This window comes from Spirillospora sp. NPDC052269 (assembly GCF_040679435.1).
Lineage (GTDB): Bacteria > Actinomycetota > Actinomycetes > Streptosporangiales > Streptosporangiaceae > Spirillospora.
This window is the reverse complement of the sequence record NZ_JBFAUU010000015.1, coordinates 1-14,874: the sequence shown is the minus strand read 5'-3', so window position 1 is coordinate 14,874 and position 14,874 is coordinate 1. Positions and strand designations below refer to the sequence as shown.

The 14,874-nt window shown below is 71.7% G+C and carries 14 protein-coding genes; 6 read left to right on the top strand and 8 right to left on the bottom strand.

What is annotated here, in order from left to right:
- Positions 1-8 precede the first annotated feature (8 nt).
- Complete coding sequence (locus tag AB0L06_RS29495) at positions 9-914, top strand: NmrA family NAD(P)-binding protein (protein ID WP_500234377.1); 906 nt, start codon at positions 9-11, stop codon at positions 912-914.
- Between the two features lie 161 nt (positions 915-1,075).
- Here the strand turns inward: AB0L06_RS29495 and AB0L06_RS29490 are convergent, their stop codons facing one another.
- A complete protein-coding gene (locus AB0L06_RS29490; protein ID WP_500234376.1) occupies positions 1,076-2,119 on the bottom strand; it encodes an alcohol dehydrogenase catalytic domain-containing protein in 1,044 nt (347 codons plus the stop codon).
- Between the two features lie 244 nt (positions 2,120-2,363).
- Between AB0L06_RS29490 and AB0L06_RS29485 the strand changes: the two genes are divergently transcribed.
- The gene (locus tag AB0L06_RS29485) at positions 2,364-3,461 is read left to right on the top strand and encodes a Fic family protein (protein WP_500234375.1); all 1,098 of its coding nucleotides are present in this window, start codon (positions 2,364-2,366) and stop codon (positions 3,459-3,461) included.
- 105 nt (positions 3,462-3,566) lie between these two features.
- Here the strand turns inward: AB0L06_RS29485 and AB0L06_RS29480 are convergent, their stop codons facing one another.
- Positions 3,567-4,472 carry a LysR family transcriptional regulator gene (locus tag AB0L06_RS29480; protein WP_500234374.1) on the bottom strand — a complete coding sequence of 302 codons (906 nt, stop codon included), beginning with the start codon at positions 4,470-4,472 and terminating at the stop codon, positions 3,567-3,569.
- 81 nt (positions 4,473-4,553) lie between these two features.
- On the opposite strand from AB0L06_RS29480, the gene AB0L06_RS29475 reads away from it, so the two are divergent.
- The 3 genes from AB0L06_RS29475 (at position 4,554) to AB0L06_RS29465 (ending at position 7,529) form a co-directional block, all read left to right on the top strand.
- On the top strand, positions 4,554-5,489 hold the full coding sequence (locus AB0L06_RS29475) for a DMT family transporter (RefSeq protein WP_500234373.1): 936 nt from the start codon (positions 4,554-4,556) through the stop codon (positions 5,487-5,489).
- A gap of 161 nt (positions 5,490-5,650) precedes the next feature.
- Positions 5,651-5,797, top strand: a complete 147-nt coding sequence (locus tag AB0L06_RS29470) for a hypothetical protein (protein WP_500234372.1) — start codon at positions 5,651-5,653, stop codon at positions 5,795-5,797.
- Between the two features lie 52 nt (positions 5,798-5,849).
- Positions 5,850-7,529 carry a serine/threonine-protein kinase gene (locus tag AB0L06_RS29465; RefSeq protein WP_500234371.1) on the top strand — a complete coding sequence of 560 codons (1,680 nt, stop codon included), beginning with the start codon at positions 5,850-5,852 and terminating at the stop codon, positions 7,527-7,529.
- A 66-nt stretch (positions 7,530-7,595) separates the two neighbouring features.
- Here the strand turns inward: AB0L06_RS29465 and AB0L06_RS29460 are convergent, their stop codons facing one another.
- A complete protein-coding gene (locus tag AB0L06_RS29460) occupies positions 7,596-8,477 on the bottom strand; it encodes a LysR family transcriptional regulator (RefSeq protein WP_500234584.1) in 882 nt (293 codons plus the stop codon).
- 200 nt (positions 8,478-8,677) lie between these two features.
- Here AB0L06_RS29460 and AB0L06_RS29455 point away from each other — a divergent pair, with 200 nt between their 5' ends.
- Positions 8,678-9,601, top strand: a complete 924-nt coding sequence (locus tag AB0L06_RS29455; protein WP_500234370.1) for a ketopantoate reductase family protein — start codon at positions 8,678-8,680, stop codon at positions 9,599-9,601.
- Positions 9,602-9,685: 84 nt separating this feature from the next.
- Here AB0L06_RS29455 and AB0L06_RS29450 read toward each other — a convergent pair whose 3' ends face one another.
- The 5 genes from AB0L06_RS29450 to AB0L06_RS29430 all read right to left on the bottom strand — a co-directional run bounded on the left by AB0L06_RS29450 (position 9,686) and on the right by AB0L06_RS29430 (position 14,480).
- Entirely contained in the window at positions 9,686-10,504 is an 819-nt protein-coding gene (locus AB0L06_RS29450; RefSeq protein WP_500234369.1) for an urease accessory protein UreD, read from the bottom strand.
- On the bottom strand, positions 10,501-11,190 hold the full coding sequence (ureG, locus tag AB0L06_RS29445; RefSeq protein WP_500234368.1) for an urease accessory protein UreG: 690 nt from the start codon (positions 11,188-11,190) through the stop codon (positions 10,501-10,503). The genes AB0L06_RS29450 and ureG overlap by 4 nt, the downstream gene beginning before the upstream one ends.
- 109 nt (positions 11,191-11,299) lie before the next feature.
- Positions 11,300-11,974, bottom strand: coding sequence for an urease accessory protein UreF (locus tag AB0L06_RS29440; protein ID WP_500234367.1), 675 nt, complete (start codon positions 11,972-11,974; stop codon positions 11,300-11,302).
- Positions 11,975-12,013: 39 nt separating this feature from the next.
- A complete protein-coding gene (locus tag AB0L06_RS29435) occupies positions 12,014-13,822 on the bottom strand; it encodes an urease subunit alpha (RefSeq protein WP_500234366.1) in 1,809 nt (602 codons plus the stop codon).
- Positions 13,815-14,480 (bottom strand): urease subunit gamma, encoded by a 666-nt coding sequence (locus tag AB0L06_RS29430; RefSeq protein ID WP_500234365.1) that lies wholly within the window; start codon positions 14,478-14,480, stop codon positions 13,815-13,817. Before AB0L06_RS29430 ends, AB0L06_RS29435 begins: the two co-directional genes overlap by 8 nt.
- Between the last annotated feature and the right edge of the window lie 394 nt (positions 14,481-14,874).

The following is a 14,874-nucleotide window of genomic DNA, read 5'->3' as shown; positions in this document are numbered from 1 at the left end:
GAGATGACGTGTCCACTCCCTCCAAGGTCTTCGTCGCCGGTACCGGACTGCTCGGAAGCCAGATCGTCAGCGCCCTTCTCGACCAGGGCGCGTCCGTCCGGGTCATGGTCCGGCCGGACACCGACGCGGACAAGAAGGCCGCGCTGACGGCGCTGCGGTCGCGTGGTCTGGAAGTGGTCGAGGGCGACATCACCGACCCGATCGAGACGCTCGCCGAGACCATCGGCGACGCCGCCACCGTGGTCTCGGCCGTTCAGGGTGGCCCCGACGTGATCGTGGACGGCCAGGTCAACCTGGCCCGCGCCGCCGCGAAGGCCGGCGCCGGACGGTTCATCCCGTCCGACTTCGCCATCGACGTGGCCAAGCTCGACGACGGCGACAACTTCATGCTCGACTGGCGTCGCCGTGCCGCCGGAGAGCTCGCCGGGGCCGGTATCGAGGTGGTCTCCGTGCTCAACGGCGCGTTCTACGAGGTGATGGTCGGCTTCATGGGGCTGGTCGACTGGGACCGGGGCACCCTGGCGCACTGGGGCGACCCCGACCAGCCGCTCGACATGACCTCGGTGCCCGACACCGCGGCCTTCACCGCCGCCGTCGCGCTCGACCCGACGGCCGTCGGCACGTTCCGTTTCGCCGGTGAGGTGCTGTCGATGCGGCAGTTCCACGAGGCCGTCCAGGGCGGCTCGGGGCGCACCCTGGAGCTGCTGCACCTCGGCACCGCGGACGAGCTGCGCGCCGAGATCGAGCGCCAGGCCGCGCAGACCGAGAACCCGTTCGAGTACGTCGGGCTCCAGTACCAGTGGTCCATGGTGACCGGGAAGGGCAGGTTCGACGTGCTCGACAACGACCGGTACCCGCAGGTCAAGCCGACCTCAGTGGCCGAGTTCGTCCGCAAGTCGTCCCCCGCGGCCTGACGCCGGACGACCGGACCGGGCCGCATCCGACGCCCCGGTGGGGCCCCGACCTCCTCTGGAGGCCGGGGCCCTCACCGAGTGCGCGCGCCCTCGCCGACCGCGATCCTGAACTCGCACTGCCGCACGCAGGAAACCGTCCGGCGCGAACTCACCCGCCTGGTTCAGCGGCCGGTGGTGAGGACCATGCGGAACCGCGCCCGGCCCGAGGCCATCTTGTCCACCGCCTCGGCGGTCTGCTCCAGCGGGACTTCCTCGATCCAGGCCCGCACGCCGGTCTGGGCCGCGAAACGCAGCGTGTCCTGGGTGTCGACCGCGGTTCCGGAGGAGTGGGCGTAGACCTTCCGGTCGCCGTTGATCAGCTGGAGCCCGGTCACCTGGAGCGGTTCGGCCGCGATGCCGACGATGACGAGCTCGCCGCGGCGTCCGAGTCCGTCGATCGTCGCGGACATGGCGTCCGCGTTGGTGACCGTCGACAGGACCACCTTCGCACCGCCGAGCCTTTGCAGCGCCTCGGCGACGTTCTCGTCGGAACTGTTGATGTAGTGGGCGGCGCCGAGCTTCATCGCGAGCGCCTCCTTCTCCACGCCGCGAGCGATAGCGACGGTGTTGAAGCCCATCTTCTGGGCGAACTGCACGCCCAGATGCCCCAGTCCGCCGAGCCCGAGGATCGCGACGGTGTCGCCCGGCCGGGCCGCTGAGCGTCGCAGGGCGTTGAAGACGGTGACGCCCGCGCAGGCCAGCGGCGCGGCCTCGGCGGCGGTGAGCTCGTCCGGGACGGCCGCCAGGGCCATGGCGGGCACGACGATGGAGTCGGCGAATCCTCCCGGGTAGGCGACGCCGGGGATCTTGAGCTCCGGACAGAGCACGCCGTCGCCCTCACGGCACGCGTCGCAGCGCCCGCAACTGCCGCCGTACCAGCCGACCGCGACCCGGTCCCCCACCCGCCACCCCGCAACGCCCGTCCCGAGCGCGTCGATCCGGCCGGCGACCTCGTGGCCCGGCGTGAGGGGAAAGGCGCTGCCCGGCAGGACGCCACTGGCGATGATCAGGTCGGAATGGCACACGCCGCAGGCCTCCACCGCGATCCGCACCGCACCGGGCCCCGGTTCCCGCGCCACGGCTTCGACCAGCACCGGAGTCCCACCCGGCTCGGAGACCTGGGCCGCGCGCAGCGCCTCGGACGGGCTGCCGGGAGATGTGGTCATGAGCATGTCCTCTCTTGCCGTCACGATCGAACGTCTTCAGAGTCGAAGGTGACCGGCTGTCCTTCCTCACCGGCCCCGATCACCAGTCCTACCCACCTCCACTCCCGCGCTCCCGCCCCAGTCGACCCACACCGCGGTTGGCCTATGACGTTTTGTCCTGCTGCTCAGGGAAATCCGCTTGCCCGGGGACAGGGTGAGGATGGCATGGTCACATGGTGATCGTTGATCTGGCTCCTCGCTCTCCATGCTGGCACGAGAGGACTTCGATGGTGGCCCGGTCGGGAGTTGGTGCTGTCCGCGGCACTCGATCACCACCCCGGAGGAGACGCTCGCCCTTGTCGTCGAGGCGCTGTGCGAGTGGCGGGCGTGGCTGGAGAGTCTCGCCGGCTGGTTCGAGTCGTACCCGCTCGATCCGGCCGCTGTCGCCGACCAGCGGATCCTGTGGGAGCGGGCCGCCCGGAACCTGATCTGGCAGGTCGTTGACCGCACCGGCGCCGAAAGCGGCTGGCACGGGCACTGCAAGAAGGTGCTCACCTGGTTCCTCCAGCGCTGGGACGTGCCGGCCGATGCCGCGGAGGCGCTCGTGGCCGAAGCGATCGGTGGACGGTTCCACAGCTGGACCGACCCAGAGACGGCGCTGGTCGACGTTGTCGCCGAACGGCTCGCCCTGTCGCTGCCACCGGACGGCGCCCCACCTGCCTCCAAGCCTGTTCCGGACGACCTGGAGGGCTGGCTCGCGACACGTGGGTCCGTGCCGTGGCCGGATGTCTCGGACGATGGCGGGGATGCCCCGGTGACCCCGTCCCGTGACGGCGCGATGGAAGACATCCGCGCCTTCGACCGCGCCATAGACCCCAGCCGGGCCGAAGGTCTGCTCGCCGCCCTGGAGTTGGCCCGCGCGGACGCGACGCGAGGCGCTTCCCTCACCTTCGAGCGGTTGCAGAGCTGGCAGCAGCACGTCCTCGGCACACTCCGGCCGCCCCCGTTCCGCAGCTCGCCCGCCTTCGCGAAAGGGGGCCGCGAACGCTACGGCATCGGTCCTGACACGCGCGCCCGCCTCGATGTCTGCCTGGCGGAGAGCGCGCCCGACGGCGGGCGTCCGCTCCCCCTGGCCGTCCGCGCGGCACGGTCCTATCTCGACATCTGTTTCTTTCATCCTTTCGACGACGGAAACGCCCGTGCCGCGTTCCTCGCGCTCATCTTCGTCCTCGCCCGAGAGGGCGTCGCGCTCGAGGACGTCAGCCTGCTCCGGCGTGTGAGCTTCCAGGCAGGCGACCCCCAAGACCCGCTGATCCTCGTCCGGTACGTCAACCTCCACCTCTCGCAATCCCGGCAGTCCTAGTCCCACGCTCATCGCCGGGACGCCGCCGATCCGACCGGACGAAGGTCGCCGATCGCTGGCGGCCTGTTCTTCGGCATGGGCACGCCGATACCTGCGGTGGATGGCTCAGTGGTTTCGGCTCTGGATCTGCTCGGCGGCGCGGTGCAACTCGGTGAGGACGGTCCGGACGGCCTTTCGGGCGATGCGCTCGGGGCGGTGGAGGACGTCGATGTCGCGTCGTGCGTGGACTCCGCTCAGCGGTCTGAGGACGACGTCGGGGTGCGGCCCGGCGGTCCAGCGGGGCATCAGCGCGAGGCCCCCGCCGGCGGCGACGGCCACGGCGACCACCGCGAACTCGTTGATGCGGTGGACGATGTCGAGTCGGCGGTTGGCGACGCTGGAGATGGCCTCGATGGTGGACATCAGCGGGAAGCCGTCGTGCACCGCGATCCACGGCTGGTCCGCCACGTCCTGCGGTGTGAGCAGCGGCTTGGACGCCAGCGGATGGCCGGCCGGCAGGGCGACGTCGAGGGGCTCGCGCAGCAGCGTCGTGGAGGTGACGGTGCGCGGCCAGGGCGGGCCGTGGTCGAGGCGGTGGGCGAGCACGAGGTCGTAGTGGCGGGTGAGGGCGGGGAAGCGGTCCTGGGCGACGTCCTCGTCGGCGAGCGCCGGGCGGGGGCGACCGGGTCCGGCGAGGCTCCGCAGCAGAAGCGGGAAGAACGCGGACGCCGCGCTGTGGAACGCGGCCACCGACACGTCGCCGTCGGGTTGCTCGGCGAAGTCGGTGATCGTGTGCCGGGCCTGGGCCAGGGCGGTCTCGACCCTGATGGCCGCCGCCGCCAGGGCCTGCCCGGCGTCGGTCAGGACGACCCGGCGTCCGGCGCGTTCGGTGAGCGGGACGGGGATCGAGCGCTGCAGCAGCCGCAGCTGCTGCGAGATCGCGGAAGGAGTCACGTGCAGGGCCTCGGCGACGGCGCTGACACTACCCAGGTCTCCCAGTTCGCGCAGGATGCGCAGCTGCCGCTCGTCCATCCCGACAATGTAGTGCCGCTACATCTTCGTTTTAGAAGTTGGTCGTAGCCTTCAGCATGCGAGGTGGGGCAGCGTGGGCGCATGCATGTCGCCCGGCGCACCGATGCGGTGCTTCTCCTGGTCGCGCTGGTCTGGGGATCCAGCTACCTCGCGGCCAAGACGGCCACCGCCGCACTCCCGGTCCTGACGGTCCTGTTCGCCCGGTACGCGATCTCCGCGCTCGCGTGTGGAGCCGTGGTCGCCTCCCGCCGCCGGGGACGCCGCTGGACCCGCGCCGAGGTCCGCGCCGGGTCGCTGCTGGGAGTCACCCAGGCGTCGGTGCTCGTGGTGGAGACCTACGGGGTGGCGCACACCAGCGCCGCGAACGCCGGGCTGATCATCAGCCTGACCCTCGTGCTGACACCGCTGCTGGACCGCACCGGCGGCCGCCGCCTGCCATGGACGTTCTTCCTCGCCGCCGGGCTCTGCGTCGTGGCCGTCGGGCTGCTGACGTCCAGCACCGGACTGCACGCGCCACGGCTCGGGGACGCGCTGATGCTCGCCGCCGCGGTCGTCCGGGCCGGGCACGTCGCCCTCGTCGGACGGCTCACCGCGGGCCGTCCCCTGGACCCGCTGCATCTGACGACCGTCCAGACCGTCGTGGGCTCGGCGCTGTTCCTGCCGCTCGCCGTCCCCCATCTGCCCGACCTGGCCCGCAGCAGTGCCACCACCTGGACGCAGCTGATCTATCTCGCCCTGTTCTGCAGCGTGTTCGCGTTCCTCGCCCAGACCTGGGCCGTGCAGGGCACCTCCGCCAGCAGGGCGAGCCTGCTCCTGGGCACCGAACCGATCTGGGCCGTGGCCGTCGGGATCTGTGTCGGCGGCGAAAGGCTCACCCTCTGGACCGCCCTCGGTGCCATGCTCATGATCGCCGGAACCTCCTGGGGGCAGGCCATCGAACGCACTCACCGAACCACCGCGACAAGAACCCAGAAAGAGGACGAAGCGTGCCCGAGCATGACACCTACCGCCGTCTGATCGCCCTGTTCGAGTCCTCCGAGACGCCGTCCGGCTCATCGACCACGAGCCGGACGGCACCACGGACTCGGTCAGCGCCCTGCGCGGACACCCGACCTCCGAGACGGCGAAGTGCATCATCCTCAGGGTCAAAACCGACAGGAAGACCACACGCCACGTGCTTGCGGTCGTCCCGGGCGACCGCCGCCCGCCTCGACCGGTCGGCGGCCATCTCGGGCGCCGACTACGCCCGACTCGCCCGGCTGCGCCTTGAGCCCATCGCCGGCCCAGAAGCACCGACGACACCCAAGGACTCCACCCCGGCCTGAGCCGAGGCGGCGGACGGCGCAACCGAGGGCGGGTCGGGGGCGTCCAAGGGTCGTGGAGTGGCGTGTCGACGGGTTCGAGGAGATCCGGGAGCTGGGGCGTGGTGGGCAGGGCCGGGTGGTGTTGGCCAGGCACGCGGCGTCCGGTGACCTGGTGGCGGTCAAATACCTGCTGGGGAACGCCGGGTCCAGCGCCCGGACGCGGTTCCGGGAGGAGGCGGTCCTTCTTGGCCGAGTCCGCGACCCGCACGTCGCACGGCTGTATCAGCTGGTCGAGGGCGAGGCGGGGCTCGCGCTGGTGATGGAGGCCGTCGACGGCGTCCCGTTCCGGGAGATCCTCGCCCGCTACGGATCCCTCGCGCCGGAGGCGGCGCTGACCGTCCTCAAAGGATCGCTGCTCGGCTTGGCCGCTGCGCATGCGGCGGGGGTGGTGCACCGCGACTACAAGCCGTCCAACGTGATCGTCCCGGCCGACGGCCGAAGCAAACTCATCGACTTCGGCGTCGCGACCATGACCGGTGCCGCGTCCGGTGCGGGGACGCCCGCGTACATGGCACCGGAGCAGTGGCTCGGCGAACCCGCCGGACCGGCCGCCGACGTCTACGCCGCCACGTGTGTGTTCGTCGAGACCGTCACCGGACGCCGACCGTACGCCGACGACCCGCGCAACGGACACCTCACCGGCCCCATCCCGATCGGTGAAGTACCCGAGACGCTGCATCCGCTGATCGCACGCGGGATGGCCAAGGCGGCGGAGTCGCGCCCGCCGGGAGCCGCGGCGTTCGTCCAGGAGCTGGAGGCCGTCGCGCAGGCCGCATATGGGCCTGACTGGGAATCCCGTGGCGCCCACCTCCTCGCGGGCATCGCCATGGCGCTGGCCTCGCTGTTCCCCCTGGCCGCTCTCAGCGCGAGCGCCGGTGCGGGCGCGGCCGGGGCGGCTGGAGCCGGATCGGCGGGCGCGGGCGCTGCAGGCGCCGGGGCGGGGTCGGCGGGCGCAGGAGGGGCGTCGGCGTCGGCTTCGGGGGTGTCCGGGCTGCTCGGTGGGAAGGCCGGGGTCGCGATCACGGCGGCCGCGCTCGTCGCGACGGCGGGCGCGGGCTATGGCGTGTACCAGGCCGTCAAGCCGTCGCCGAAGGAGCACGTGCTGGCGTCCGAGCCGCCGACGAAGGCGCTGACGGTCGGACGGATCTCATTTCGCGGGCCGGTGCAGTGGGTCCTGCATCCGATCATGATGGGTTCGGCCACGGAGACGTTCCAGGACAGTGACCTCGTCGCCGTGGCCGCGGGGTGTGTCGGGACGACGCCGGGCCGGTTCAGCACCTACGACCTGTCGCAGTGCAAGGGCTACCTGGTGATGGGCCCGAGCTTCTCCGACCACAACGACCAGTACCTGGCCGGGCGCTTCTCGCCGAACGACACGTTCGGCGGCCTGTTCAACGAGGACAAGGGCATGGACTGCCCGGCGGACAGGACGCTGCGCGTGGCGGACGCCGAGCACGGCGCGAGCCGGACGGTGAGCCGGTTCGCGCCCGTCGGCCCGCACAGGGCGCAGTACTTCGAGTGGACGGTCCCGTGCTGGACGCGGACGTCGACCGACGAGCACGGCTTCAAGCAGCGGACGGCCACGTCCTACACCGAGCGGATCTGGTACCTGCCGGACTCCAAGATCCTCATCGTGGACTTCTGGAAGACGCCGAACCTGAACGCCGTCCTCGCCAGGGCGACCTGGACGTAGCGCACGAAGGATCCCGCCGGGTATCAGCTGAAGTGGATGTCGCCGAGGTCGAGAGAGACCGTGTGACTACCTCTGGTGGCCGACCATATCGGCGAAGGTGCGGGCGAGTGGGGTGAGGGCGTCCCAGCGGCGGACGGCCCAGCCGACCGGCAGGGGCGGCAGGTCCGGGACGGGCAGGAACCTCAGCGGGCTTCCCGCGGCGGAGTCCTGGCCGGGCAGTGCCGGGACGACGGCGTGTCCGACGCCGAGTTCGGCCAGCAGGATGGCGGTGTCCCAGTCGGCGACGCCGGTGTCGGAGGCGAGGCGGACGCCGAGGCGGGCGAAGGCGGTGTCCAGGTGGGCCCGGGAGGACGAGTTCTCCGGGAGCCGGATGTGCCGGATCCCGGCGAGGTCGGCGACCGTGATCGACGTCCGCCGAGCGAGCGGATCATCGGCCCGGACGGCCAGCACCCACGACAGTTCGACGACCGGACGCTGCTCGATGCCCCGCACCGGACCGCCGATGGTGACCCAGGCCAGATCGACCGAGCCTTCCGCCAGCGCGTCGAAGCAGCTTCGGCTGGAGGTCTCCGTCCGGAACTCCAGGCTCGCCTCGGGGTGACGCTCGCGGAACGCGACGACCGCCTCGGACATGAAGTGCCGCACGGTCGTCGACCCTGTGGTCACGCGAACCGATCCGGCCTCCCCGCGCGCGAGCTCGCCGAGCCGGCGCAGGGCCGAGTCCAGGCCGGCGAGCCCTTCCGCGGCCGCCGCCTGGAGCACCATGCCTTCCGGGGTGGGCACGACTCCGCGCGGCCTGCGCTCCAGAAGCCGCACCCCCGTCTCCTTCTCCAGCCGCTTCACGTGCTGGCTCACCGCGGACTGGGTGCAGGAGAGGTCCCTGGCGACGGCGCTCAGGCTTCCCGCCTGGCAGACCGCCACGAAGACGCGCAGGTCGTCGAAGGTCATGGACACGGAGGTCACGATACCTCGCCATGCCCAAGGTGCACCTTGGAGATATGCAAGCAAACCCGAGGATTGACTTGGGTTTGAGGCCTCGAAAGTATCACTGCGAAGGGCGGCAACCCGTCCTGTCTCCTCCTGCCGGATCCGCGCGCGGGGCGAGGGCGGACGGGCCGGGTGCCGACCCACGACCTGAGAGGACGCACGTGCACGACACCACCCCGGCAACCAGCGACTCCGTCGCGATCCCGTCTTCCCTGAAGGTGGCCGTGCTCGGCCCGGGAGGGGTCGGCGGCCTGCTCGCCGCGCTGCTCTCCCGCGCCGGACACCGCGTGATCTGCATCGCGGGTGAGGAGACGGTCGAGACACTGCGCCGTGGCGGTGTCCAGGTGCACAGCGGGCAGTTCGGGCACTTCGCCGCCAAGGTCGAGGCCGACACCGCGCTTCGCGAGCCCGTCGACCTGTGCCTGGTGACGGTCAAGCACACCGCGCTCGACTCGGCGCTCGAGCGCGTCCCTGCCGGGTACCTCGACGGCGGTCTCGTGCTGCCCTTGCTGAACGGCATCGAGCATCGGGAGGTTCTCCGGGAACGCTACGGAGTTCAGCGAGTGGTGCCGGCCGTGATCCGCGTCGAATCCACCCGCACCGCTCCTGGCGTCATCGAGCACGGCAGCCCGTTCACCGAGATCGATCTGGCAGGACCGGACGAGCGGCTTCCCTCGCTCGCCGCGGCGCTCACCGCCGCGGGCGCGGACACGCGCGTCCTGCCGGACGAGGACGCCGTCCTGTGGGCCAAACTGGCCTTCCTCGCCCCGTTCGCCCTGCTCACCACCCGGTACCGGCTGCCCATCGGCGGCGTCCGGACCGAGCGGTGCGACGAGCTGGTGGCGCTGGTCGAGGAGACCACGGCGGTGAGCCGGGCCTGCGGTGCGCCGTTGGACGCCGCCCAGATCCTGGCGCGCTATGACGCGTTCCCGCCCGGTAGCAAGTCGTCCATGCAGCGCGACGCGGAAGCGGGCCGTCCACTCGAACTCGACGCGATCGGCGGAGCCCTGCTGCGAGCCGCCGAGCGGCATGGGATCGCCGTGCCGCTCACGGCGAAGCTCGTTGCCGCCTTGGCGGACGGCTGAGCTTCGCCGCGTCCACTGCGGAACCCGGTCGGCGCGCGTGGTGGGCGTCGACCGGCGAACGCGGTCGCTGCGCTGCGGGTGGTGTCAGGCGAGCTGGTCCAGTGCGATGTCGAGGCATTGCTGAAGGTCACCGGCGTCTGGGGCCAGTGCGGTGAGAAGAACGCCGGGACCGGCGAGCGGCGTGATGACGGCGTGGGCGTGTGAGGGGACGTCGGTGAGGAGCCGGGCCTCGGCCGGACGCTCGCCATAGGCGGGGTCGACGACCAGGAGTTGGCCGACGGCGCGGTGACCGTCCAGGACGGCGGGTCCGTCCCAGCCGGGGGTGCCGGGGCCGTAGGTGGTGTGCTGGTCCAGGAGCGTCCGCCCGTCGCGGCGGACGGTGATGCGGCTGGCCAGTCGTCCCGGCGGTTCCTGCGCGCGGCCGAGGATCTGCTGCTCGCTCAGCACGATCCGGGCGGTGGACGCCAGGTCGATGCGGATGTGCTGGCGGAGGTCGCTGCCCGCGGCGGAGATGAGGGGTTCGGGCAGCCAGGCCAGGCGTGCCGAGTCGTCCACGCGCAGCGTCACATCCTGGACGGCGGGTTCGAGGGTGGGGCCGGGCAGGGCGACGGTGGCGGCGGCGGACGTGACGTGCAGGTCGGCGCCGGGGCCGATGTCGGCCTCGATGTGCAGGCGGTCGCCGTTGTGCGGGGCGCTCATGGTGTTCAGCAGGCAGACACGCGCCTGGGGGCCGCGCGAGGGCAGGCGGCGCAGGACGAACGGGCCGTCGCCGTGGAAGAGCGGAAGGTCGGTCGTTCCGTCCGCGGCCTCGGCTCTGATGCGGGCGGTGGCCGACAGGCCGAAGCGGGTGTGCCCGCCCGCGGCGGCGAGCAGCGCGCGGTGGCGTGCCGGAGCCGCCGTCATGAGCGGACGGCGGTGTGCTCGGCGAGACGCCGGCGGACCCAGTCGGCGATGGGGTCGACGCCGTGGTCGTTCTTGACGCTGGTGAGGATGGTGGGCAGCGGGTCGCGTGCGGCCCCGGCGTCGCGGCGCATGGCGTCCAGGTCGGCGCCGACGTGCGGGGCCAGGTCGGTCTTGTTGATGACCAGCAGGTCGGCGGCGGTGACGCCGGGGCCGCCCTTGCGGGGGATGTCGTCGCCTCCGGCGGTGTCGATGACGAAGATCTGGTGGTCGATCAGGCCCTTGGAGAAGGTGGCGGTGAGGTTGTCCCCGCCGGATTCGATCAGGACGAGGTCGAGGGGGTCGATCCGCTCCTGGAGGTCTTCGACCGCTTCGAGGTTCGCGGAGATGTCGTCGCGGATGGCGGTGTGGGGACAGGCGCCGGTCTCCACGGCCGTGATCCGATCGGGTGCCAGCACCGCCTGGCGCAGCAGGGCTTCGGCGTCCTCGCGGGTGTAGATGTCGTTGGTGACCACCGCGATGGACACGGTGTCGCGCAGCGCCCGGCACAGCGCGGCGACGGTGGCGGTCTTGCCGGAACCGACCGGTCCGCCCAGGCCGATGCGCAGCGCGCGGGGACGGCCGCCGGAGCGGGCCCCGGCGGCGGGGACGATGTCGTCCAGAACGGGGTCGGTGTGGTGCAGATGCATGGCGCCTCTCGGTAGGGCAGTCGAATCGATGTGACGGTCGGGATCCGGAGCGGTGACGGTCGGGATCCGGAGCGGTGGCGGTCGGGATCCGGCGGGTGGTCGGGGCGGGTCAGCTGGCGAACAGGCGCACCGGCCAGGCCGCGTGCTGTTCGGCGGTGATCTCCAGCAGCGGCGCGGACGCGGCGGGCAGCGCGTCCACGCCTTCGGAGGGGAGCCGCGCGGCGTGACCGGCGGCCTGGGCGGCGACGTGCTCCATGTCGTCGCTCAGGCGTGCGATGACGGCGGTGGCCTGGAAGGGGTCGAGGCCGAGCAGGCGGATCGCGGCGGTCACCGGTCCGCAGACGCTGTCGTAGGCGGCGGCCTGCGCGGCGTCGTGCGGGGTCAGTGCGGCCGCGCGTGCGGCGACGCCGAGCACGACGGGCTGGTGCGCGCCCGCCGGACGTGCCGCCGCCAGGTCGTCCAGTTCGGGGGCGGGCCAGGTGGTGCGAACGGCGCGCATCAGCTGACGGCCGAGCTTGCGCGCGACCTTCCGCAGCGCCGGTGAGGGCGTGCGGGCGTCGGCCGCCTCGTCCAGCGGCAGCGGGTCGTAGCCGGTCGCCGCTCCGGCGGCCAGGGCGGCGGCGACCAGGCCGGTCGTGTGCAGCCGCCCCTGGCAGAAGGCCTGCAGGGTGGTGGCGTCGCGGACGCGTCCTGCCGCGATGGCGGCCTCGGCCCCTCCGGAGTGCGCGTGCCCGCCGGACGGGAAGCGGCCGTCTCCGAGAATCAGCAGTGACACCGAGCTCATCGCCGCTCCAGACATCATCGCCGCTCCAGGCATGGGTGATCAGAACAGGAAGTAGCGCTGGGCCATGGGCAGTTCGTCGCGGTAGTCCGGTATGACGGTGTTCTGGTCGATGTCCACGCCGACGTCGCCCTTCGGGTCGTCCTGCTCGCCGACTCCGCCGCTGCCCTCGATGACCACGGTGAAGCTGTCGGGGTCGACCTCGATGCTCGGGGTCGCGTCGTTCTCGCGCATGTCGGCCTTGCGCAGCCCGCGCGTGCTCGTGATCGTCTCGAACGGCTTGGCGAGCCCGGTCAGCTCCCCCGCGAACCACTCGGAGACGAAGTTGACCGAGTTCGCGCCCGGGGCCTGCCCGAGCGCGCCGAACATGCGGCGGGGAAGGATCGGCTGCGGGGTCGGGATGGCCGCGTTGGGGTCGCCGACCTGCGCGCAGGCGATCTGCCCTCCCTTGATCACCAGATAGGGCTTGACGCCGAAGAACGCCGGCTCCCACAGGACCAGGTCGGCGAGCTTGCCGGTCTCCACCGACCCGACCTTGTGGGCGACGCCCTGGGCGATGGCCGGGTTCACGGTGTACTTGGCGACGTAGCGCCGGGCCCGCAGGTTGTCGGCGCCTCCGTCGCCGTCCAGGGCGCCGCGCTGCCGCTTCATCACGTGCGCGGTCTGCCAGGTCCGCAGGATCATCTCGCCGATGCGTCCCATCGCCTGGGCGTCGGACGACATGATGGAGATGGCGCCCAGGTCGTGCAGGACGTCCTCGGCCGCCATCGTGGACGGCCGGATCCGCGAGTCGGCGAACGCCAGGTCCTCCTTGACCTTCGGATTGAGGTGATGGCAGACCATCACCATGTCCATGTGCTCGGTGACGGTGTTGACCGTCAGCGGCCGGGTGGGGTTGGTCGAGGCGGGCAGCACGTTGGGCCGGGACGCCATCTCGATCATGTCCGGGGCGTGGCCGCCGCCCGCCCCCTCCACGTGGAAGGCGTGGATGCAGCGGTCGCCGATGGCCTCGAGCGTGCTCTCCAGGAACCCGGCCTCGTTGAGGGTGTCGGCGTGGATGGCCAGCTGCGCGCCGGACTCCTCGCAGACCTCCAGGCAGGCGTCGATGACGGCGGGGGTCGCGCCCCAGTCCTCGTGCACCTTGAACCCGATGACGCCCGCGGCGAGCTGGTCGCGCATGGACGCCTTGGACATCGTCGCGCCCTGGCCGAGCAGCCCGATGTTGACCGGGGAGCCGTCCAGCGCCTCCAGCAGCGTGGCAATGTGCCAGGAGCCGGACGTGACGGTGGTGGCCTTGCTGCCCTCGGCCGGGCCCGTCCCGCCGCCGATGAGGGTGGTGACGCCGGACGCGAGCGCCTCGTCGATCTGGTCGGGGCAGATGAAGTGGACGTGGGTGTCGACGCCGCCGGCGGTGAGGATCTTCCCGTTCCCGGCGATGATCTCGGTCTCCGGGCCGATCACGATGTCGGTGGCCACGGGATGGTCGTCGTGGCGCCGGTTCATGGTGTCGGGGTTGTAGGCCCTGCCCAGGGCGACGATGTGTCCGTTCCGGAGCGCGACGTCGGCCTTGACCACACCCCAGTGGTCCAGGACCACCGCGCCGGTGATCACCGTGTCCGGGGCTCCGTCGGCGCGCGACACGCAGGACTGGCCCATCGACTCGCGGATCACCTTGCCGCCGCCGAACACCGCCTCGTCGCCGCTGTGGCCCGGGCCGCCCGCCCAGTCCTCGGTGATCTCGATCCGCAGGTCGGTGTCGGCGAGCCGGATCCGGTCGCCGGTCGTCGGCCCGTACAGGTCGGCGTACTCGGCGCGCTCCAGCCGCGGACGGCACACCTCGGGTTCAGTCATCGAGCGCCCCCCTCACTTCCCCGCGCAGCCCCTGGACGACCCGCTCCCCCTGCAGCGGAACCAGGTCGACCTCGACCCGGCAGGCCGTCTCGAAGCGCCGCGACTTCCCGGCCGGGATGATCAGGCGCCTGCCGTACGCGCACTCCCGGTCGGGCTCCGCGTCCGCCGCGACCGGCACCGGCCGGATCTCGAGCGCCGGGTTCACCTCGTAGAAGTGGTAGTGCGAGCCGACCTGCACGGCGCGGTCCCCGGTGTTGCGGACCTCGACCCGCGTCACCGGCAGGCCCTCGTTCACGAGCACCGGCTCGTCGGCGCCCGGATGCTCGACCTGTCCGGGCCCGGCGACGTCCTCCCTCTTGGGGATGGGGTCGGTGATGGTCACCAGCTTGGTGCCGTCGGGGAAGGTCGCCTCCACCTGGATCATCTCGATCATCTCCGGGACGCCCTGCATCACGTCCCGGCGCGTGAGCACGCCGCGCCCCGAGGACATCAGCTCACGAACCGTCCTGCCGTCCCTGGCGCCCTCCAGGACGTGCGAGGTCAACAGGGCCACCACCTCGGGATAGTTCAGCCGAAGCCCCCGCGCCCGACGCCTGGCCGCCACGTCGGCGGCCACATGGATCATCAGGCGTTCCTGTTCGTGCGGGGTCAGATGCACGAGTTCCTCCTCGGCTCGTCCCGGACTCCCTGCCCCAAGCCCCGACCGGCACGGCAGGACGCGGCGCGGCGCGACACGAGGCCCCCTGCGGCGCCTTCAGCGGTCTTGGAGCCTTCACCCGGATTCTGCCTATCCGAAGCCGCCTAGTCACCAAAAGTGACACCAAAAGGCTTCCCCGGCCACTCTGGCCTCACTGTCCCGCCATGTCCCCCAAGATCCCGCTGGTCACCTCCGCCCCTTATCGCACGAGGGCTCAAAGTCAGACCCTTTGGACATACCGGCGCCACCACGCGCCGGGATCTAGTGCGCTGACCACATACGTTTGCCTGGTTTGTTCATGCGGCTTTGGGGTGTGGGCGTCCCCAGCGTTGCTGGCGTTGGCTGCGGATGCGGG